This is a genomic window from Streptomyces sp. NPDC090083, from assembly GCF_044747445.1.
Taxonomy (GTDB): domain Bacteria; phylum Actinomycetota; class Actinomycetes; order Streptomycetales; family Streptomycetaceae; genus Streptomyces.
Genome location: NZ_JBIVED010000004.1, coordinates 713,434 through 733,880, shown reverse-complemented (window position 1 = coordinate 733,880; position 20,447 = coordinate 713,434). Strand labels below are relative to the sequence as shown.

17 protein-coding genes are annotated in these 20,447 nt (G+C 71.3%); 13 read left to right on the top strand and 4 right to left on the bottom strand.

All coding sequences use genetic code 11. The features are described 5' to 3' along the window. Positions 1 to 29: 29 nt before the first annotated feature. The 3 genes from ACIPTO_RS18515 to ACIPTO_RS18505 all read right to left on the bottom strand — a co-directional run bounded on the left by ACIPTO_RS18515 (position 30) and on the right by ACIPTO_RS18505 (position 3,034). Positions 30 to 1,244: a pyridoxal-phosphate-dependent aminotransferase family protein gene (locus ACIPTO_RS18515; protein ID WP_401193271.1), complete on the bottom strand. Its 1,215-nt coding sequence runs from the start codon at positions 1,242 to 1,244 to the stop codon at positions 30 to 32. 71 nt (positions 1,245 to 1,315) lie between these two features. Further along, on the bottom strand, positions 1,316 to 2,341 hold the full coding sequence (gntD, locus tag ACIPTO_RS18510) for a guanitoxin biosynthesis L-enduracididine beta-hydroxylase GntD (protein ID WP_401193268.1): 1,026 nt from the start codon (positions 2,339 to 2,341) through the stop codon (positions 1,316 to 1,318). Positions 2,342 to 2,395: 54 nt separating this feature from the next. After that, entirely contained in the window at positions 2,396 to 3,034 is a 639-nt protein-coding gene (locus tag ACIPTO_RS18505; protein WP_401193265.1) for a phosphopantetheine-binding protein, read from the bottom strand. A 319-nt stretch (positions 3,035 to 3,353) separates the two neighbouring features. Between ACIPTO_RS18505 and ACIPTO_RS18500 the strand changes: the two genes are divergently transcribed. Further along, a complete protein-coding gene (locus tag ACIPTO_RS18500) occupies positions 3,354 to 3,554 on the top strand; it encodes an MbtH family protein (RefSeq protein WP_366318295.1) in 201 nt (66 codons plus the stop codon). Next, positions 3,554 to 4,519 (top strand): D-2-hydroxyacid dehydrogenase, encoded by a 966-nt coding sequence (locus ACIPTO_RS18495; RefSeq protein ID WP_401193263.1) that lies wholly within the window; start codon positions 3,554 to 3,556, stop codon positions 4,517 to 4,519. Before ACIPTO_RS18500 ends, ACIPTO_RS18495 begins: the two co-directional genes overlap by 1 nt. 108 nt (positions 4,520 to 4,627) lie before the next feature. Here ACIPTO_RS18495 and ACIPTO_RS18490 read toward each other — a convergent pair whose 3' ends face one another. Next, complete coding sequence (locus ACIPTO_RS18490) at positions 4,628 to 5,581, bottom strand: TauD/TfdA family dioxygenase (RefSeq protein ID WP_366317473.1); 954 nt, start codon at positions 5,579 to 5,581, stop codon at positions 4,628 to 4,630. A gap of 438 nt (positions 5,582 to 6,019) precedes the next feature. Between ACIPTO_RS18490 and ACIPTO_RS18485 the strand changes: the two genes are divergently transcribed. From ACIPTO_RS18485 to ACIPTO_RS18435, 11 genes are all read left to right on the top strand, one after another. Then, entirely contained in the window at positions 6,020 to 7,870 is a 1,851-nt protein-coding gene (locus ACIPTO_RS18485; RefSeq protein ID WP_401193261.1) for an amino acid adenylation domain-containing protein, read from the top strand. Continuing rightward, positions 7,867 to 9,162, top strand: a complete 1,296-nt coding sequence (locus ACIPTO_RS18480) for a cytochrome P450 (protein ID WP_401193259.1) — start codon at positions 7,867 to 7,869, stop codon at positions 9,160 to 9,162. The genes ACIPTO_RS18485 and ACIPTO_RS18480 overlap by 4 nt, the downstream gene beginning before the upstream one ends. 61 nt (positions 9,163 to 9,223) lie before the next feature. Next, on the top strand, positions 9,224 to 10,006 hold the full coding sequence (locus tag ACIPTO_RS18475) for a thioesterase II family protein (protein WP_401193256.1): 783 nt from the start codon (positions 9,224 to 9,226) through the stop codon (positions 10,004 to 10,006). Beyond that, positions 10,000 to 11,574, top strand: coding sequence for a carbamoyltransferase C-terminal domain-containing protein (locus tag ACIPTO_RS18470; RefSeq protein ID WP_366317481.1), 1,575 nt, complete (start codon positions 10,000 to 10,002; stop codon positions 11,572 to 11,574). The genes ACIPTO_RS18475 and ACIPTO_RS18470 overlap by 7 nt, the downstream gene beginning before the upstream one ends. 73 nt (positions 11,575 to 11,647) lie before the next feature. Further along, on the top strand, positions 11,648 to 12,484 hold the full coding sequence (locus ACIPTO_RS18465) for a hypothetical protein (protein ID WP_401193253.1): 837 nt from the start codon (positions 11,648 to 11,650) through the stop codon (positions 12,482 to 12,484). 161 nt (positions 12,485 to 12,645) lie between these two features. Then, on the top strand, positions 12,646 to 14,046 hold the full coding sequence (locus ACIPTO_RS18460) for a cytochrome P450 (RefSeq protein ID WP_401193251.1): 1,401 nt from the start codon (positions 12,646 to 12,648) through the stop codon (positions 14,044 to 14,046). 234 nt (positions 14,047 to 14,280) lie between these two features. Next, the gene (locus ACIPTO_RS18455; protein ID WP_401193248.1) at positions 14,281 to 16,545 is read left to right on the top strand and encodes an amino acid adenylation domain-containing protein; all 2,265 of its coding nucleotides are present in this window, start codon (positions 14,281 to 14,283) and stop codon (positions 16,543 to 16,545) included. Further along, positions 16,542 to 17,810 carry a cytochrome P450 gene (locus tag ACIPTO_RS18450; protein ID WP_401193246.1) on the top strand — a complete coding sequence of 423 codons (1,269 nt, stop codon included), beginning with the start codon at positions 16,542 to 16,544 and terminating at the stop codon, positions 17,808 to 17,810. Before ACIPTO_RS18455 ends, ACIPTO_RS18450 begins: the two co-directional genes overlap by 4 nt. 30 nt (positions 17,811 to 17,840) lie before the next feature. Beyond that, positions 17,841 to 18,629, top strand: coding sequence for a thioesterase domain-containing protein (locus ACIPTO_RS18445; protein WP_366317491.1), 789 nt, complete (start codon positions 17,841 to 17,843; stop codon positions 18,627 to 18,629). Beyond that, positions 18,626 to 19,435 (top strand): thioesterase II family protein, encoded by an 810-nt coding sequence (locus ACIPTO_RS18440; RefSeq protein ID WP_401193243.1) that lies wholly within the window; start codon positions 18,626 to 18,628, stop codon positions 19,433 to 19,435. Before ACIPTO_RS18445 ends, ACIPTO_RS18440 begins: the two co-directional genes overlap by 4 nt. A gap of 44 nt (positions 19,436 to 19,479) precedes the next feature. Beyond that, entirely contained in the window at positions 19,480 to 20,445 is a 966-nt protein-coding gene (locus ACIPTO_RS18435) for a chlorinating enzyme (RefSeq protein WP_401193241.1), read from the top strand. Positions 20,446 to 20,447: the final 2 nt, after the last annotated feature.

The window sequence follows — 20,447 nt, the reverse complement described above, 5'->3', positions numbered from 1 at the left end:
GAGCGGGCGGTGCGGGGTCCTGCGGGCTGTCAGGGCACCGGCTGTCCCTCCCGTGCGAGACGGGCCGGGGAGCCGGCGGTCGCGCGGTGCGGGGTGTCCCGGCCGTCGAGGCGGTGCAGCACGGCGAGGCCTGCGGTGACACCGCTGCCGGGACGGACGGGATGGCCGGCCTCGGCCAGCCCCAGTTCGACGGCGGCCAGTGCGGTCAGGACGTCGAACTCGTCGACGAATCCGCAGTGCCCGATGCGCAGGACACGACCGTCCAAGGGAGCCTGCGCACCGGCGAGTTGCAGGGCGTAGCGGTCCAGGACCCGGTCGACCAGCGCGGTCGCGTCCACGCCTTCGGGCAGCTCGGCGGCGGTGACCGCGCTGTGGCGGTCCTCGTCCGGGGAGAACAGCCGCAGTCCGAGGCCCAGGACACCCGCGCGGGCGATCCGGCCGAGCCGCACATGCCGGTCCAGGACCTGGTCCAGGCCCTCGGCGTGAATCTGCCGCAGGGCCACGTCGAGCTGGCTGATCAGCGAGATCGCCGGGGTCCACGGGGTGCGGGGGATCTCGGCGCGAAGTGCCTCGCGGCTCTCGTCCCAGTCGAAGTAGAAGCGCGGCAGCCGGGCCTGCCCGTGCTGCTCCCAGGCCCGGGTGCTGATGCTCGCGAAGGCCAGGCCGGGCGGGGTCATCAGCGCCTTCTGGCAGCCGCCGACGACGACATCGACACCCCAGTCGTCGGTGCGCAGTTCACAGGCGCCGACCCCGGACGCGGAGTCGACCACGGTGAGCAGGGGTGCGCACGCGGACACGAACCCGCGGATGTCGTTGACCATCCCGGTCGAGGTCTCGCAGTGGACGGCGATCGCGGCCTTCAACCCCGGGGCCGCGGCGGCCGCGGCGATGCGGCCCAGGTCCAGCGGTTCGCCCCAGGCATGACGTACTTCGGTGACCTCCAGACCGAAGGCGGCGGCCAGCCGGCTCCAGCGCTCGCCGAAGGCACCGTTGCTGATCACCAGGACGGCGTCGCCCGGCGAGAAGAGGTTCTGCAGGGTGCCCTCGAACGCACCGGTCATGCTGGAGGTGAAGAGCAGCACGTCGTTGCTGGTGCGCAGGGTCCGCCGGAGATTGTCGACGACCCGCGAGAACACGTCGGCGTAGGCCCGGGTGCGCTCGTCCTCGACGGGGAGCACCGCCGCGGCGGTGACTTCGGGCGGGGTCGGTGTGGGACCCGGGACCATCAGCCGGTATTTCCTCATGAGACGGTCATGCCTTTCGCTGGGCCGGGCACGGACGGGGGAGGGGACGGGGGAGCAGGCGCGGCAGGGCCTCAGAAGATGACCCGGGAATCGGCACGCACCCGGGCGTCCCGGGACTTGCGCAGGTCGCGGGTGATGTTGACGCGTCGAAGCCAGCGGTCGCGTCCGTCGTAGCGCGCCCGGTAGGGGTTACGGCCGTGCACGGCCTTGTAGTTGTCGATGAAGAGCACGTCGCCGGGGCGCAGGGCGACGCCGGTCAGCCTGGCGTCGATCTCCCCGACGAGGGCGTCGAACGCGTCCGCCGCCTCCCGCCCGTCGGCGCAGCGGTCCATGAAGTACGGGTCGAGCCGGCCGTAGGGGCTCCGCGGGTCGCCGAAGAGCACGGGCACCTTCTCGGGTGCTGTGGTGAGCCGGTCGATCCTGCGGATGCTGCGTTCCAGGAGGTCGGCCGGCGCCTCGATGCCGCTGTGCGCACCGCGGTTCTCCGGCTGGTGGGAGTTGTCCGGGCGGATGACGTAGTGCGCGCCGGCCAGTGTCCGCCGTGTCCCCTCGTCCAGCCGCACGTCGTCGAAGAGCGCGTAGGTGGTCTCCACCGCGTCGGGGTTCCGCAGGCACATCAGGCCGACGTACTCGGCCCGGTAGGGATGGAAGGCGTCCTCGGTGTGCCAGGTCAGCGGCTCGGCCGTGGAGGAGTTGAGCTGGGCGTGCTCGTGGCCCCTGATCGGGACGACGTCGTGCAGGAGGCGCCCGTCCTGCTGGGTGGCCCAGGCGATGGGGTCGCCGAGCAGGGAGGCGCACATGAGCAGGAACATGTCCTCGCGGCGGGTGCGGCCGTCGGCATCGGCCTCGCCCCACCGCGCGGGTGTGGCGCCGATGCGGGTGTCGTCCACGTCCAGACCGCTGATCACGCAGCCGCCGGAGGGCTCTTCGAGGCGGAAGGTGTTCACCTCGGCCCGCAGCGGGCGCGGCAGCTCCTGCGCGCGCAGCGCCACGGCGTGGAGCAACTCCTCGTCGGACGAGGGGCGTTCGCGCAACAACTCGTCGACGAGGACCTCGGCCGTCTCGCGGTCGGCGTCCGTCAGATCGATCCGGTACATGCTCTCTCCGTGGGCGGGTCCGGGTGCCCGGCCGAGCCGGGCCTGTGCCGATGGTCAGCTGCGGGCGGAGTCGTCGCCCGGTGAGGCCTCCAGCCCCAGCAGGGCGAGCGCCTGTTCCTCGGAGAGCTGGTCGACGTCGGCGAGGAGGTCCTCCAGGCTCAGCTCGTCCGCCGCGTGCGGTGCCACCTCGGCTGCCGTGGGGCTCGCTCCGAGTTCGACGAGGCGGTGTGCCACGTCCAGCGCGGTCGACAGGTCGAAGAAGTCGGCCAGGGGCAGGTCGACGCCCCATCGGTCGGCGACCCGGCCCACGAGCCGTACCGCGAGCATCGAGTAGCCGCCGAGCGCGAAGAAGTCGTCGTCCGGGCCGATGCCCTCGTGGCCGAACGCCTCCCGCCACAGGGGCAGCAGACCGCCGAGGACGCCGTACACCGGCAGCAGCGCGTGGTCGACGCCACCGCCCTCGGTGCGCGGGAGCTCCGGCACCTGGACGAGCGCGGTCCCCTCGGGCAGCGGGTCCGGCTCCTGCTGGAGGATCCGGCGCAGTTCGGCCGCGTCGAACGCGTGGCCCTCCGCGGGGAGGACGTACACGACCGGCTCGCCGTCACCGTGCGTCGTCGCGATGGCTTCCCGCACCGCGGGGTGGCGGTGCAGCACAGCCGCGCAGGTGTCCAGCACATGCTTGGTGCGATCCATTCGTCGACCCAGACTCTCTGCTCGTCACGTCGTCACGTCGTCGCCGCCTCCGGTGCGGACCCGTGGCGGTCTCCGTAATGCGTCCAGCCAGGAAAACCCTAGGAACAACCGGGGAGAAGGGTCAATGAACGGTCGGATCAAAGGGCGGCAGAGATTTGCGGAAGCGTCTCAACAATCCGCTGACGGCCTTGGTGCGCCGACGCTGGCGACAGCAGAAACACGGTGAATAGAATCCTGGGAGGTTCTCTGTTTCCGGCCTTCGTGTACCGGATATCCGTGTACCGGAAGAATTGAGAGAAGGAATCCCGTGACATCAATTCTGGACAATGCGGAGCGATTTTCCGTGGTCGTCAACGACGAGGAGCAGTACTCGATATGGCCGGCCGATCGCCCGCTGCCCGAGGGCTGGCGTGAGGCGGGCCACGCCGGCACGCGTGCGGAGTGCCTCGCCCACATCGACGAGGTGTGGACGGACATGCGCCCGCGCAGCGTCCGCGAGCGCGCCGCGGCACGCGGCTAGTGACCGGGCGGCAGGGCGACGGCCTGGCGTTGTTCGGGCCGTCGCCGCGGGTCCGCGAAGCGGTCGCCGCGTCGTGGCCGGGTGTGGTGGCGGAAGCGGGCCCGGGGCGTGGCCGCTTCGCCGGCGCTCTTCTCTGGCAGGGCGACGAGGCCGAGGTCGCGGCGTTCCTGGGTACGCACCCGGAGTGCCGCTGGCTGCACACCGTCGCCGTGGGCGTGGCGCCCGAGGTGCTGCGCCGCGCCGCCGCCACCGGACTGGAGGTGACCAACGGGGCCGGGACGCACGGCAGCGCGGTGGCGGAACACGTCCTGGCCGTGCTGCTCGCCCACGTCAAGGGGCTGCCGCGGACGCTCGCGGCGCAACGTGAGCGGAAGTGGCAGGTGCCGAGCGCCTCGGAACTCCGGGGCCGGCGAGTCGGTGTGCTGGGCCTCGGGGACATCGGCGGTCGTACGGTCCGGCTTCTGGAGGCGTTCGGCGCGCGGGTGACGGGCTGCCGGCGGGGTACGGGCGATCCGGCCGGGTCCGGAGCCGCGGAGCGGGTGCCGCGGGCCGTGTACGGGCGCGACCGGATCGGGGACTTCCTGGACGGGCTCGACGTACTGGTGGTGGCCGTGCCGCTGACAGCGGAGACGCGTGGACTGATCGGTGCCGCGGAACTCGCGCTGCTGCGTCCGGGCGCGCTGCTGGTGAACGTCGGAAGGGGCCCGGTGGTCGACGAGAGCGCGCTGCTGGCCGCGCTGCGTACGGGGCGGTTGGGCGGGGCGGCACTGGACGTGTTCGATTCCGAGCCGCTGCCCGCGTCGTCGCCCCTGTGGTCGGAGCCGGATGTCCTGATCACACCGCACAGCGCGGACGCCACGGCCGAGACGGATCAGCGGTGTCTGGACCTGCTCCTGGACAACGTGGCCCGCTTCCGGGACGGCCTGCCGCTGCGCAATGTCGTCGATCCGTCCAGGGGGTACTGAGGTCACCGAGGAACAGGGGATGCCGAGGTCACCGAGGAAGGGGGCTTCGACGGACATGGAAGCGGGGGCCGCACCACGGTGTGCGGCCCCCGCTTCCGGCTGTCGCGCTCACCCTTCCTGCGCGTTGATCTGTTCCTGGTCGTACCCGTGCTCCTGGCGCTCGCGGGCGGGCCGCGGCCGGGGTGAGCGCACCAGCACGCGCTTGAGCCACCGGTCCGTGCCGTCGTAGCGAGGAGTGAACGCGAGCCTGCCGTGCACGGTGGCATCGTTGTCGATGACCAGCAGGTCGCCCGGTTCCAGCGGAACGATCCGGCCGTTGTCCTCCAGGGCGTGACCGAGCCGGTCGTACGCGGCACCGAACTCGGGGTCGTCGCTGAGCCGGCGCGTGTAGGAGGGGTCGTAGCGGATGCCCAGCGCGTCGTCGCCGCGGTGCCAGAGCGTGGCGACACCGACCGGCGCACGGTGCCCCGCCTCCTGGTCGGCATAGCTGTCGTCGGGCAGCACCGCGGCCAGCGGCTGTTGCAGGCACTCGATGTCCGCGGCGGACAGGGACGCACCGGTGGCGCCGGAGAGCCTGCTGCCCACGTCGTCCGGATTGCGCACACAGGCCAGCAGCAGGAGGTCGGCCCGGTGCGGATGGAAGGCGTCCTCCGTGTGCCAGGCCAGCGGAACCACACTGCTGGCACCGACCTGGAGACGTTCCTGACCTGGGCTGGGCAGGATGTTGTGGACGATGCGCCCCTCCTGCTGATTGCGCCAGCCGAACACCCGGCCGAGCCGGGAGGCGACCAGGGCCAGGGCGATGTCCAGCGCCGCGCCGCGCCGGGGATCGCTCTCCCGCCAGTGCAGCGGGGTCGGACCCGGGTCGCCGAGGGCGAGCAGCCCTTTGACGACCCGGTGCCCGACGTGCGGATCGGGGGGTCGGACGATGCCGTCGAGTTCTGCGGCGAGGCTCACGGGGAGCCGCGCGCCGGGATCGGACAGCACGGTGTCGCCGGTGGCGCCGTCGGCGGCCAGCGTCCGCGCCGCCCGTAGGAGGTCTTCTCCGAAATCCCGGTCCACGCGACTTATTTCCTGCACCGGCATGCGGTCTACCTTTCGGGGACCTTTCGTAAAGGGAGATCGATGCGGTAAGGCCGACCGGGCGAATACACCGACGGCGAGACCGGATCGACCTTGTTGCAGGGACACCATCCGGTTTTCACGAGAGGCCGGTCAAGGGTTTGGTGACTATTCCGCACTTTGGTATCCGGGCCTTCACGTATTCAATGCGGCGGTGCCAACGGGATGCTGACGCGGGCTCAACAGGAAACGGGGACGACAGTCGTTCGTTCCACGGATTTCCAGAAGGGCGGCGGCGCCTAGTGTCGTTCCGCGGAAGCCGGATCCACGGGAACGGCATCACGCCGTCCCACGGACGGACCCGCTCCTCCGAGGCTGAGAGGTGGTCTGGAGTTGATCGACAGCACTGTGGCCGATGCCCCTACGGAGTCGCACTCCGTGTCCGGTCGCCCCGGCCCGCACACGGCCGGCGACGACGGGGTGCTGCTCCACGAACTGATCGCCGGGCACGCCCGCAGCCGCCCGGACGCCCCGGCCGTGACCTGTGGCGGGCGCACGCTCACCTACCGCCGACTCGACGCCGAGGCCGAGCGGCTGGCCGCCGGCCTGCGGGCCCGCGTGCACGGCGAGAACGCCGTCATCGCCGTCCTCATGGACCGTTCGACCGAGCTGGTCGTGACACTGCTCGGCATCCTCAAGGCGGGCTGCGCCTATCTGGCGCTGAGCACCACCGACCCGGACCCGCGGCTGGCCGAACTGGCCGCCGACGCCGGGGCGCGGCTGGCGGTGACGACCCCGGACCTCGCCGGCCGACTGCCCGGCACGCTGGAGATCCTGACATCCGGCACGGCACCCGGCGGCACCGGACCGGCGGAGAACGATCCGCCCGCTGCTGGGACCGGCGACGCCCGGCCCGCGGCCCACGGTGCCCGGACGGCCGACGACCTGGCCTACGTCTGCTACACGTCGGGCTCCACCGGCGCACCCAAGGGCGTGGGCGTCACCCACCGCGGAGTCCACCGTCTCGCGGTGCTCCAGGACTGGCTGCGGCTGACGCCGCAGGACGTCGTCCTCCAGGTCTCCTCGGTGTCCTTCGACGCGTCCACGCTGGAGATCTTCGGCGCCCTGTGCGCCGGGTGCCGGCTCGTGGTCCACCCCGGTGGCGGGCCGATCGACCTCGACGCCCTCGCCGCGACCGTCACCGGTCACGAGGTGACGGTGGTCAATCTGGCGACAGGCCTGCTGCACCGGCTGATCGAGAGCCGGCTGTCCGTCTTCGCGGGGCTGCGGCACGTCGTGACCGGCGGTGACGTGGCCTCTCCGGCGCTCGTCACCCGGCTCCTTCGGGCGTGGCCCGCCCTGACGTTCACCAACGGCTACGGGCCGACCGAGAACACCACGTTCACGACCCGGTGGACCACCACCGGGACCCCGCCACCGGGACCCGTTCCCCTCGGGAGGGCCGTCAGCGGTACCGCCGTCGCCGTGCTCGACGACGCCATGGACCCCGTGGCGGCCGGCGGCACCGGCGAGATCTACACCTGGGGCGAGGGACTGGCCCGCGGCTACCTGGGACGGCCCGCCGCCACGGCGGAGCGCTTCCTGCCCTGTCCGTTCGGCCCACCCGGCTCGCGCATGTACCGGACCGGAGACCTGGCCCGGCTGCCGGCGGACGGCGAGCTGGAGTTCGCCGGGCGCACCGACCGGCAGGTCAAGGTGCGCGGATACCGGGTGGAACCCGGCGCGGTCGAGGCCGCCCTGGTCCGGCAGCCCGGAGTCGACCGGGCGGTCGTGGTGGTGGAACGCGATGACGCGGGGCACACCCGGCTGGTCGCCCACGTCGTACCCGGCGACACGGCGGACACAGAACTCGGGCCACGGCTGCGCGCGGACCTGGCCGCCGGACTTCCGGCGTACGCCGTCCCCGACGCCGTGCTGGTCCACACCACGCTGCCGGTCACCGCGCACGGCAAGGTCGACCGGGACGCCCTGACCGGCAGAGGGCCCCGGCCGCGCACCGTGTCCAACGCGTACATCGCTCCGCTCACACCGCTCCAGCGACGCCTGACCGAGCTGTGGAGCGCGCTGCTGGACACCGCGCCCGTGGGCATCGAGGACGACTTCTTCGACCTGGGCGGCCATTCCCTGCTGGCCGCCGAACTGCTGGACGTCATGCACCAGGAGCTGGGCGTCGAGATACCGGCCACCGCGCTGTATCTGCGTTCCACCGTGGCCGAGTTGGGCGAGGCCGTGGGCGAGGCCCTGGCCGGACGGGAGAAACGACCGTGACCGTCTCACCGCACCAGGCGCAGGTGCCGCCGATCGCCACCGGATGCCCGGCCCACCAGGCCGGCGGGGCCGGGGAACCGCTCGCCGACCTGGCCGACCCGGGGCTCTACAGCGACCGGGATCCGCACGCCGTATGGACCGAACTCCGCCGTACGGCACCCGTCACCCTGCATGAGAAGGACGGCCACCCGTACTGGTCGGCCACCCGGTACGCCGACGTGGATCACGTACTGCGCGATCACGCGACGTTCACCTCGCAGCGCGGCACCCTGCTGTACCTGCTGGGCCGCGGCGACCCGGCCGGCGGTCACCAGATGGCGGCCACGGACCCGCCGCGCCACACCTCCCTGCGCGAACCGTTGCAGCGGGCACTGGCCGTCAAACCGACCATGGAACGGCGCGAGCAGATCCGGACGGTGGTCACCGACCTGCTGGCACCGCTGGCCGACGGAGGGTCCTACGACCTCGCGGCCCACGCGAATCGGCTGCCGATGGCCGTGGCCGGCGTCCTGATGGGACTGCCGAAGGGGGACTGGGACCGGCTGGTGGACCTCACCACCGCGTCCGTGGCACCGGAGGACCCGCGCTACCGGGACGAGCGGGGCATCGACCGGGTGCTCAACATGGCGCACCGCGGCCTGTTCGCCTACTTCCACGAGATGGTCCACGAGCGACGCGCCCACCCGGGCGACGACCTGATCAGCCTGCTCCTGCGGATGGAGATCGACGGCCGCCCGCTGACCGCCGGCGAGGTCATCTCCAACTGCTACAGCCTGCTGCTCGGCGCCAACGTGACCACCGCGCAGGTCCCCGTGAGCACCCTCGCCGAGCTGATGGGCACCCCGGCGCTCGACCACTGGGCCGACCGGCCGGACCTGCTCGTCAGCGGGGTCGACGAGGCGCTGCGCTGGGCCACGCCCACCACGCACTTCATCCGCTACGCCACCCGGGACGTGACCCTGAACGGCACGCGGGTGGCGGCCGGTGACGCGGTGGCGGTGTGGCTGCCCTCCGCCAACCGTGACGAGGACGTCTTCGCCGACCCCTTCGTCTTCGACGTCGCCCGGCGCCCCAACAAGCACCTCGCGTTCGGGATCGGCCCGCACTACTGCGTCGGCCACACCGTGGCCAAGGTGACGCTGCGGCTGTTCTTCGCCGAGCTGTTCAGCCGGTTCAGCGACATCGTCCCGGTCGGCCCGGGCAAGCGCCTGTACTCCAACACGATCTACGGGTGGACCGAGATGCCGATCACCGCCCGTCCCCGGCCGAAGGTCCGCCGGGCCGCCTACTGACCCGAGGCCGCCCGTCGGCGGGCGGCCGTCCACCCTCACCGAAGGCGAGGTCCGCCAGCCGATGCCCACCGCCGGTCGACCCCCACGATGGTTCCTGCGAGATCCCCTCCCCGACGCGCCCGCCCGGGTGTTCCTGCTGCCCTACTCCGGCTGCGGCGCGTCGATGTACCGCCAGTGGCCCACCGAGTACCAGGGCGTCAACTTCGTGCCGGTGCAGTTGCCGGGGCGGGAGAACCGGCTGCGCGAGAAGCCGTTCGAGACGTACCAGGAACTGGGCCGCACGCTGGCCGAGGTCCTGGAACCCCATCTGGACCGTCCCTACGGGCTGTTCGGCCACTGCAGTGCGGCACTCGCCTCCTACGAGACCGCCCTCCAGGCCGTCGGCCGCGGGGCACGTCCGCCCGCGCGTCTGTACGTCTCGTCCGAGGTGGCCCCCCAGGACGGGCCGTACGGCCGCCACCTCCAGATGGACGACGAGGAACTCACCGAGGAACTGCGCGGCCTGATCGTGCAGTTGGGCGGGAATCCGCTGCCCACGTTCGTCGCGATGACGCTGGGTGTGCTGCGCGCGGACATCGAGGTCAACCGCCGCTACCACCTGCCCGACCCGCCGTCGCTGCCGTGCCCGATCACCTCGATCGGCTGGAGCGGTGACGTCGGGATGGAACCGGAACGCATGACCGGCTGGGCCGCGTGCGGCGACACCGACCAGGTCGTCCTCGACGGCGGCCACTACGGCTTCATCGAGGGTCCCGAGAAACTGCTGCGGCTGCTGGCCGACGGCGTCACCCCAGAGCGGCCGTCCGACGGACCGGCCGGCGGAAGGAGTGCAGGAAGATGCTGATCCTGTCGTTCAAAGAAGGACACGACAGCGCGGTCACGGCGATCGACGACGGCCGCCTGCTGTTCTCGCTGGAGGCCGAGAAGGACTCCTTCCCGCGCTACGACTCGCTGACCGCGGAGGTGCTGCTCGCCGCGGTCGAGCGGCTGGACCGGCTGCCCGACGTGGTGGCGGTCGGCGGCTGGGTGAAGGGCACGTATTCCGACGAACCCCCGTCGAGGACCGGCTACTTCGGTGTCGGCGAAGGGTCGGTGTCCGATGAGCCGGGCCGGTTCTTCGGCAAGGACGTCCGGGTCTTCTCCTCCACCCACGAACGCTCGCACATCATGACCGCCCACGGGCTCTCGCCCTTCCCCGCGGGGCAGCCGTACTACTGCCTCGTGTGGGAGGGCAACATCGGCTCCTTCTACCGGATCGACGAGGGCGGCGGCGTCACCCACCTGCGGCACGTCCTGTCCGATCCGGGCAACAAGTACGCCTACCTCTTCGCGCTGGCCGACCGGGGATTCACCGCCAACAAGGGTGTCCTCAGGCTCCAGGACGCCGGCAAGCAGATGGCCCTGACCGGATTCGCCCGGCGCACCGCGACCACCGCCGAGGAGCGCGAGCTGATCGACTTCCTGCTGGCGCAGGAACGCATCATCACCACCCTGGGCAAGGACGAGATGGGCTGGACCCCGTTCCGGAACATCGGCGTCGAGTCGCAGGAGTACAAGGACCTCGCGGCGAAGTTCTCCGACGCTCTCTTCGACCGGTTCCACGCCTACGCCGAGGAACACCTGACCGAGGGACTGCCGCTGCTCATCTCGGGCGGCTGCGGGCTCAACTGCGAGTGGAACCGGCGCTGGGCCGAATGCGGCCTGTTCCCCGAGGTGTTCGTACCGCCGTGCCCGAACGACAGCGGCTCCTCGCTGGGCACCGCCATCGACGCGCAGCTGCACTACACGGGCACGGCGAAGATCGAGTGGGACGTCTACGCGGGCGACGCCTTCGTCGAGGACGTCTCCTTCGACCCGGAGCAGTACGAGACCCGACCGCTCGACTACGCCGAGGTGGCGCGGTTCATCGCGGACGGCGGCATCATCGGCTGGGCCCGGGGACGCTGGGAGATGGGTCCCAGGGCGCTGGGCAACCGGTCGATCCTGGCCGCGCCCTTCAGCGAGGAGACCACCGCCCGGCTGAACAAGATCAAGCAGCGTGAGGGATACCGCCCCATCGCGCCCATCTGCCTGGAGGAGGACGCCGGGCAGTGGTTCGAGGGCTCCGTCCCGGACCCCTACATGCTCTACTTCAGCACGGTCCGCTCCGAGGCCCTCAAGGCCGTCACCCACGTGGACGGCACGGCCCGCGCCCAGACGGTGACCCCTGAGCAGAACCCGGCCATCGCCGCGCTGCTCACCTCCTTCCGTGACGTGACCGGATTCAGCGTGCTGTGCAACACCTCGCTGAACTACTCCGGCCGCGGCTTCATCAACCGCACCAGCGACCTCATCCGCTACGGCGAGCAGCACGACCTGGACGGCTACGTGGTGGGGGAGACCTTCGTGACCCGACGGGTGCCGCGGCCCTGAGCCGCAGCCCGCGCCCCGGCCGCCTCCCCGTCCCCGTGACAGCAGTGGTGTACGTGTGAAAGAGAGAGAACCGATGCAGCAGAGCAAGGTACGGCTGAGCGGACAGCAGGCCGATCCGGAGTTCTTCCGCTTCGAGGAGCGCGGCGAACTGGACTACGAGCTCGTTCTGGACGTCCTCCACGGCCGCAGACTGGGAGTGATCTTCCGGGACGTCATCCCTCCGGCGGCGCGCAAGGACCTGACCCAGCGGTTCTGGGCCAGTCCTGCCCGGCAGCACCGCGAGGGCGAACCCTCGCACTACGTCGGCGCCTACCACTGGAACAAGCACGCCGACACCTACCTCGAGGAGTCCGCCGAGGTCGCCGACCACGTCCGGGGGGTGATCGACGCCCCGGGTTCGCCCTGGCACTTCTTCCGCGCGGGTGTGGACGCGGCACTGCGGCAGGAGGGGGCGTCCCTGCGCCTGGCGCGGATGAACGGCCGCCCGGCGTGCGCCGCGCTGATCCGCGCCTGGGACAAGGCAGGCGACTTCTCCCTCGACCCGCACGAGGACGAAGCACAGTGCAAGGACCCGCGCCAGGCCGGCTTCGAGATCCAGCAGGTCCTGAACCACCAGATCTGCGCGGTGAACATGTGCACCGAACACAGTGCCGGTGGACGCCTGGTGATCTGGAACATCCGTCCCGACGACGCGACCCGGCGCTCCCTCGGCATCGAACTGACGGGCCTTCCCTACCCGGCCGAGGCGCTCGCGGACTTCGAGGAACTGCGCCTGGACATCCGGGAGGGCGACGTCTACGCCTTCAACGGTGCCTTCGTGCACGCGGTGGACGCCAACACCGGCAACCGTACGACCGTGTCCTTCATCATGGGGTTCACCGACCCCCGGACGGTCGTCAGCTGGACCTGACGACGACCGGACCGATGGCCGTCACCGGCCGTCGCAGATGTCCAGGGCCCGCCTCCCGGAGCTTCGCCGATCCCGTGCGACGCCGTCGATGCCCCGATGCGGGAGGCGGGCCCTGGCAACGCCCACGGCGCTGCGCTCAGGACCGAGGGGAAGGTGGACAAGTGGTGGACGTGAACGACCCGACCAGGTCGCCGCGGCACGACCGGCCGGACGCGGAGAACCGTTCCGTGGAAGCGGCGGGCGGCGGATGCCCCTACGGCGGCGAGACCGGGACCGGCAGCACGGGCGGCCCACGGGTGCCCGCGACGACGGCCTCCGGCACCGCACACGTGGAAGACACCGAACGCACCGGGGACTTCGACAGCCACGACCCCGCCCTGGCCGAGGACCCCTTTCCCGCCTACGCCCGTCTGCGGTCCCGGTGCCCCGTGTCCTGGAGCGAGGCCTGGGGCGGCTTCTGGGTCGCGGCCGGCCACGCGGAGGCGTCACGTGCGGGACGCGAGGGAGTCTTCCGCACCGGGCACCTCCTGCCCGACGGGACCATCCAGGGGGTGACGATCCCTCCGCTGGGACAGACCGGCAGGCTCGTGCCGCTGGAGGCGGACCCGCCGCGCAACCTGAAGTACCGCAAGCTGCTCTCCTCCTTCTACTCGGCCGGCCGGGTCCGCGCGCGGATGCCGGAGTTCCGGCGGTTGGCCCGGGAGAGCCTGGACGCCGTGATCTCCCAGGGCACCGGCGACCTCGTCACCGCGCTGACGCTGCGCGTACCGGGCATCGTCACCATGCGCGACCTGGGCCTGCCCGACGACCGCTGGTTCGAGATGGACTCGCTGGTCCACCGGGCGCTGCTGGCCGCACCGCACGATCTGCCGGGAGCCCGCGCGCACGCCCAGCAGATCACGATGGCCCTGGTGGAGGAGCTGGACGTCCGCCAGGAACACGGCAGCGACAGCGCGGACCGCAGCGTCCTGCCGGCCCTCATCGAGGCCACGGTGGACGGCGAGCCGGTGTCCGACGAGGACATCCTGTCGATGCTGTACCTGATCCTCCTGGGCATCGACCCGGTGTCCTCCCTGACCGCGACGGCTCTCCTGCACCTGGCGGAGCATCCTCGGCTGAGGGACCGTCTGATCGCCGACCCCTCCCTCGTCCCGCGTGCCGCGGAGGAGTACGCCCGGTGGATGTCACCGGTGCAGGGCACCAGCCGGACCGCGGGCGAGGACACCGAGCTGGGCGGGCGCACGCTGCGGGCCGGTGAGCGGGTCTTCGTCAGCTGGGCCTCGGCCAACCGGGACGAGGCGGTCTTCCCCCACCCCGACACCGTCGACCTCGACCGGGACACCGCGGGCCATCTGGCGTTCGGCGCCGGCCCGCACTACTGCCTGGGCGCCTCGCTCGTACGCGCACTCTTCACGGTAATGCTGGAAGAAGTGCTGACGCGGATTCCCGATTACCGGGTGAGCGACCGGGATGCCGTTACTTGGTTTCCCGACATCACATCGTTCTACGGTGTCACCTCGCTGCCCATTCAATTCACTCCGCAGCCTGCAAGAATTGCATGACATGCCTCCTCACCTGTGAGGACGTGCTTCAACAGAATTCTGACGGTCCACCTGCGAAATTCCGATCCCTCTCTCATTGGGTGGCGATTGACGCTCCTGTGAGAGGCCTGTAGAAAAGAAATCCAAGCACTGCCGACCGGCATATTCCGGCGATGGTGAAGAACGGCATCTGAGCCGCCTGCCCGGAGGCCGAAACCCCTGATCTGCTCCCTCGACCCCTCCACAAGGACGGCCATGACCGAACTGATGAGCAGGACGGAAGCACCGCAGACCGTGACAGCGCCGCAGGCCCTGGCCGCCTTCGCCGCGGTGATCCACCGGCACACCGGCCAAGACGACGTGGCTGTCTCCTGCCGTGTCCGCGGCGACGCCGCGGTCACCTCCGGCACCGTCACCCTGGCGCTGGGCGACGACCCCGCGTTCCGCGAGCTGACCGAGCGGGCGGCGGCAGCCCTGGCCGACCTCCCGGCCGTCCCGGCCTCCGATGCCGGCGACGAACCCGGGACGCCAGCAGGCGGAACGGACGCCGACCACCTGCTGCTGCACGAGGGCGACACCACGGCACTGCTCGTCCACGGTGCCCGCGCCCCGGGCATCGAGGCCGCCGCGCGCGCCGCGTCACTGAGCGCTGCCCACGACCCCGACCGCCGGATCTCGGCCCTGGACCTGGTGACGGAGGCGGAGGGCCCCGGTCTCGCGTTACTCGGCCACGGTGACCGGACACCGCCACCGGCCCGCTGTGTGCACGAACTGGTGGCCGAGCGTGCCGCCGCCACACCCGACGCGCCGGCCGTCGGCCGGGGCGATCGGACGCTGTCCTACGGAGAACTCGACGCGCGGGCCGACGGACTGGCCGGACAGCTGCGCGCGGCCGGGCTCGGCCCGCACCGGCTGGCCGCCGTGCTCCAGCAACGCTCCCCGGAACTGGTCGTCACCCTGCTCGGCATCCTCAAGACCGGCGGGGCCTACCTGGTTCTCGACCCGCAGGACCCGCCCGAGCGCCACGCGCGGCTCGTCCGCGCCGCGGGCGCCCACCTCCTGGTGGCCGGGAGCGACCTGGCCGACCGTGCCCCGGCGGGCCTTCCCGTGATCGATCCGGCCGCGCAGGACACGGACCGGGCCGGCATACCGAAGACCCCGGTGGCACAGGACCCGGACGCGGTCGCGTACGTCAGCTTCACCTCCGGGTCCACCGGTGAACCGCGTGGTGTCGCGGTGTCCCACCGGGCCGTGTCGCGCCTGGTGCGCGAACCGAACTGGATGGACATCAGGCCCGAGGACGTCTTCCTGCAACTGGCCCCGGTGGCGTTCGACGCCTCGACCCTGGAGATCTGGGCACCCCTGGTGCACGGCTGCAGGCTCGCCGTCGCGCCGGAGGGGACGCTGGAGGTCGGACAGCTCGGCGACGTACTGCGCCGCGAGCGGGTCAGCGTCCTGTTCCTGACGACCGGTCTGTTCCACCAGCTCGTCAGCAATCATCTGGACGCCTTCGCCGGCCTGCGGCACCTGATGGCGGGCGGTGAGGTCATGTCGCCGGACCATCTGCGCCGACTCCTGGACGCCCACCCGGACCTGACGTTCACCCACGCCTACGGGCCCACCGAGAACACGACGTTCACGACCTGCTGGACCGGCCGGGACCTCGCCGGGACGGACGCCGTCCCCATCGGACGCCCCGTCACCGGCACCCGTGTCGCCGTCCTCGACAGCCTGCTGCGCCCGGTGCCGCCCGGTGTGCGCGGTGAGCTGTACGCGGCCGGGGACGGCCTCGCCCAGGGCTATGCCAACCGCCCGGCTGCCACCGCGGAACGGTTCGTGCCGGACACGTTCTCGGGAGTGCCGGGAGCCCGGATGTACCGGACCGGGGACCTGGCCCGCTGGAACACGGACGGCGACCTGGAGTTCGTGGGCCGGATCGACGACCAGGTGAAGATCCGTGGCTACCGGGTCGAACCCGTCCAGGTGGCGGCCGAGTTGAAGGCGTTCGACGAGGTGCGCGACGCCGTCGTCGTCGCGCAGCCGGACGAGACCGGCGGCAAACGGCTCATCGCCCACGTGGTGCCCTCGTCCGGCGTCGGGGACCGGGCAGCGGAGGGCGGCGACGGCCTCGGCGCTCTGCTGCGCGAGAGGCTGCGCGCCACCCTGCCGCCCTATCTGGTGCCGTCGGCCGTCCTGGTCAGCGCCGAACTGCCGCTGAGCCCCAACGGAAAGGTGGACCGCCGTCGGCTGCCCGAACCGTCCCTCGGCTCCCGTACCGTGCGCACCCCGTTCGTGGCCCCGCGCACCGAGATGGAGCGCCGGCTCGCGCAGCTGTGGGGGTCGGTTCTGGAGATCGACCCGATCGGGGTCGACGACAACTTCTTCGACCTCGGCGGACACTCCCTCACGGTCGCGGAGGTCCTCGCCACCCTCAAGCGGTCCCACGACATCGACGTCCCCGCCCGGCAGTTCTACCTGCGGCCGACCGTCGCCGAGTTCGCCAAGGAGCTCGGTCAGTGAGTGCACCGGCCGCGGTGGTGACCGGCTGCCCGGCACACGCCGGGCGGCTGGACCCCGCGGATCCGGCCCTGCACACCGACGACGGCCGCGAGGCCCACGCCGTATGGCGCGAACTGCGCCGGCACCGCCCTGTCGACCGCCGCACGACCGAGTCCGGCCGGGACTACTGGTCGCTGACCAAGTACCGCGACTGCGACCGCGTCCTGCGCGACCACACGGCGTTCACCTCCGAGCGCGGCAACCTCCTGCGCATGCTCGGCACGGAGGACCCCGCCGGCGGCCGGCAGATGGCGGTCACCGACCCGCCCCGGCACGCCCGGATGCGCGAGCCGCTGCAACGGGCCCTGTCGATGAAGTCGGTGGACGCCCACCGCGAACGTATCCGCGGCACCGTGACCCGCCTCGTCGAACCGCTCGCCGACGGCGGCGTCTTCGACTTCGGGCGGGCCATGACGCTGCTGCCGATGGCCGTCACGGGCGTGCTGATGGGCATCCCGGAAGCCGACTGGGAGTCGCTCACCGGCTTCACCAGCGCCTGCGTGGCGCCGGACGACCCCCAGCTCATGCTTGCGGACGGGCCCGTCGCCACCCTGGAGACCGCCCATCGCGAACTCTTCGCCTACTTCCAGGACCTCGCCCACGAACGGGAGAAGAACCCCGGCGACGACCTGCTCAGCTTTCTGCTGACCCTCGACCTCGGCGGCCGCACGATGTCACCCGGCGAGATCATGTCCAACTGCTACAGCCTTCTGCTCGGTGCCAACGTGACGACCGGCCATGTCGCCAGCAGCGTCCTGGCCACCCAGACGGACACCGGCGTGTTCGAGGACTGGGCCGCCCATCCGGAACTGACGGTCCGGGGCACCGAGGAGGCGCTGCGCTGGTCCTCGCCCGCCGGCCACTTCCTCCGCTACGCGACCCGCGACGTGCGCCTGCGCGGGACCCGGATCCGCGAGGGCGACGCCCTGGTCACCTGGCTGAACTCGGCCAACTTCGACGAAGACGTCTTCACCGACCCGTTCACCTTCGACATCCGGCGCCGTCCCAACCGGCACATCACCTTCGGCGCCGGAGCCCACTTCTGCGTCGGTCACACCGTGGCCAAGGTCACGCTGCGCCTGCTGTTCGCGGAACTCCTCAGCCGCTTCGAGTCCTTCGAGGTATCCGGTACACCCCGCCGGCTGTACTCCGCCTTCGTGCACGGATACACCCACCTGCCGATCACCGCACGGGTACGGGCCCGGCGCGGACCCGTCGGCTACTGACCGGTCGCTCGACCCAGGGAAATGGTTGCGATGCCGAGCCCACCACACCAGCACGACACCCCGCCGACAGAGCGCCCGAGCAGCAGCCCGTGGCTGTTGCGCGAACCGTCCGCCGACGCGCCCGCCCGGCTGTTCTGCGTCCCGTACTCCGGCTGCGGAGCGAGCATGTACCGGCGATGGCCGCGGTTCGCGGACGGCGTCGAGATCTGCCCGGTGCAGCTCCCGGGCCGCGAGAACCGGATCAGGGAGCGGCCGCACGAGACGTACCAGGCGCTGGCGGACGACCTGGCCGACGGTCTGCTTCCCTACCTCGACCGGCCCTACGGTCTGTTCGGCCATTGCGGGGCCGCCCTCGCCGCGTACGAGACCGCCGTACGCCTCGTGGAGCGCGGGTACCGGCTGCCGACCCGGCTGTTCCTCTCCTCGCAGGTCGCACCGCAGGACGGTCCGCGCGGCCGGTTCCTCGGCTTGACGGACGCCGAACTGCGCGAGGAAATAGGTCAGTTGACGGTCCAACTCGGCGGTGAACCGGTGCCGAGCCTGATCGACCTCACGCTCGGCATCCTCCGCGAGGACATCGAGGCCAACAAGCGCTACCACCTGCCCGATCCGCCCCGCCTGCCCGTCGCGCTCACGGCCCTCGGCTGGAGCGGGGACTTCGAGGTCCCGCACGCGACCATGGGCGGCTGGGACCGCTGCGGCGACACCGTCTTCGACGTGCTGGAGGGCGAGCACTACACGTTCACCGAGGCACCGGCCGCGCTTCTCGACCGGTTCACCGCCGGCCTGCTGCCCACGACCGCGGATCGGCCGCGGTGACCGGCACGGGGCGACGCGACCGCTGGCTCCGGCGGTTGAGTCCCGGCGAGTCACCCCGCTGCCGGCTGATCTGCCTGCACTGCGCCGGCAGCGGACCGGGCATGTTCCGCAACCTGCCGGATCACCTGCCGGCCGACGTCGCTGTGGAAGCCGTGCTGCTGCCCGGCCGCGAGAACCGGATCGCCGAAACCCCCTTCGACCGGATGGGCCCCCTGGTGGAAGCGCTGGCCGAAGCGCTCGGTCCGCGGCTGGACCTGCCGTACGCCTTCTTCGGATACAGCATGGGCGCCCAGGTGTCCTACAACCTCACGCACGTCCTGCGCACCCGCGAACTGCCGCTGCCCTCCGCCCTGTTCGTCGCGGCCAGTCCGGGACCGTATCTGCAGCGCGAGGTGCCGGCCTGGAACGAGAGCGACGAGCGGCTGGTCGCCTACCTGCGCGATCTCGGCGGCACCGCACCGAACGTGCTGGACGATCCGGACCTGCTCGACCTACTGCTGCCGACGCTGCGGGCCGACCTCACCGCGGTGGCGACCTGGCCCTACCGCTCCCGGCCGGTGCTGCCCATGGCCATCCGTGCGTTCTCCGGCGCCGAGGACGGACCGGCCTCACCGGAGCGGATGGGCGCGTGGCGGATGGAGACCCACGGCACGTTCCGCCAGAGCGTCCTGCCGGGCGGCCACTTCTTCATCAACGACTCACTGGCGACCGTGGCGGACGTGATCGCCGCCGACCTGCTGGAGCTGTTCCCGCGGCGCGCCGACACAGCCGTCCACTCCGGTGCCGGCCGGACGGCCCGTCCCTGAAGCCCGCCCGTCCTTCCCCCACCCGTACCGCCTCTGGAGACACCATGAACCCGCAGTCCTCCGACTTCTCGTTGTCCGCCACGGAACTGGAGCAGTTCCGCCGCGACGGCTACCTCGGTCCCTTCGACCTGTACGAGGAGGACGAGATGGAGCAGCACCTGCGCAGGCTCCGCGCCGATCTCCTCGACACCGACCTGGCCATCTACAGCTCGGACAACAGCGCCTCCGGGACCACCAACCTCGCCAACTACGACCGCCACCTGGACGTGGACTTCCTGTCCGAGCACATCACCCGGCCGGAGATCGTCGACCGGGTCTCCTCCGTCCTCGGGCCCGACACGCTCTGCTGGCGCAGCGAGTTCTTCCCGAAGTACCCGGGCGACGAAGGGACGGACTGGCATCAGGCCGACAACTTCTCCAACGTCGCCGGTTCCAAGCACCCACAGATCGTCTGGCCCGAGGACGCCGGATTCGGCGGCACCGTCACCGTGTGGACCGCCTTCACCCCCGCCACCGTCGAGACGGGCTGCCTCCAGTTCATACCGGGCTCGCACCGCACGATGAACTACGACGAGTCGAAGACCATGACCTACGACCCGACGGCGATCAACCGGCGCGAGAAGGACGGCGTACGCCGGGGCTTCTTCGGCTACGACTACCGGCAGTTGCAGAAGGACCCGGAGTGGCGGCCCGACGAGTCCGCCGCCGTCTCCCAGGTGATGCGGCAGGGACAGTTCGTGATCTTCTGGTCGACGCTCATGCACGCCTCGCACCCGCACGCCGGTCTGTCGAAGCAGATGCGGCTCGGTTTCGCCGGCCGGTATCTGCCCACCTCCGTCCAGGTGTACCCGCACTCCTCGGCGCTCCAGGAGTTCGGCGGCAGCGCGTCCCTGGAGAAGTTCGGCAACGTCCTGGTGTCGGGCCGGGACGTCTACGGCCACAACCGCTTCGTGGAGACCTCGCAGCGCGGCTACCCCTTTCAGGTCCGCAGCCGCGTCGGCGCCGAATAGGC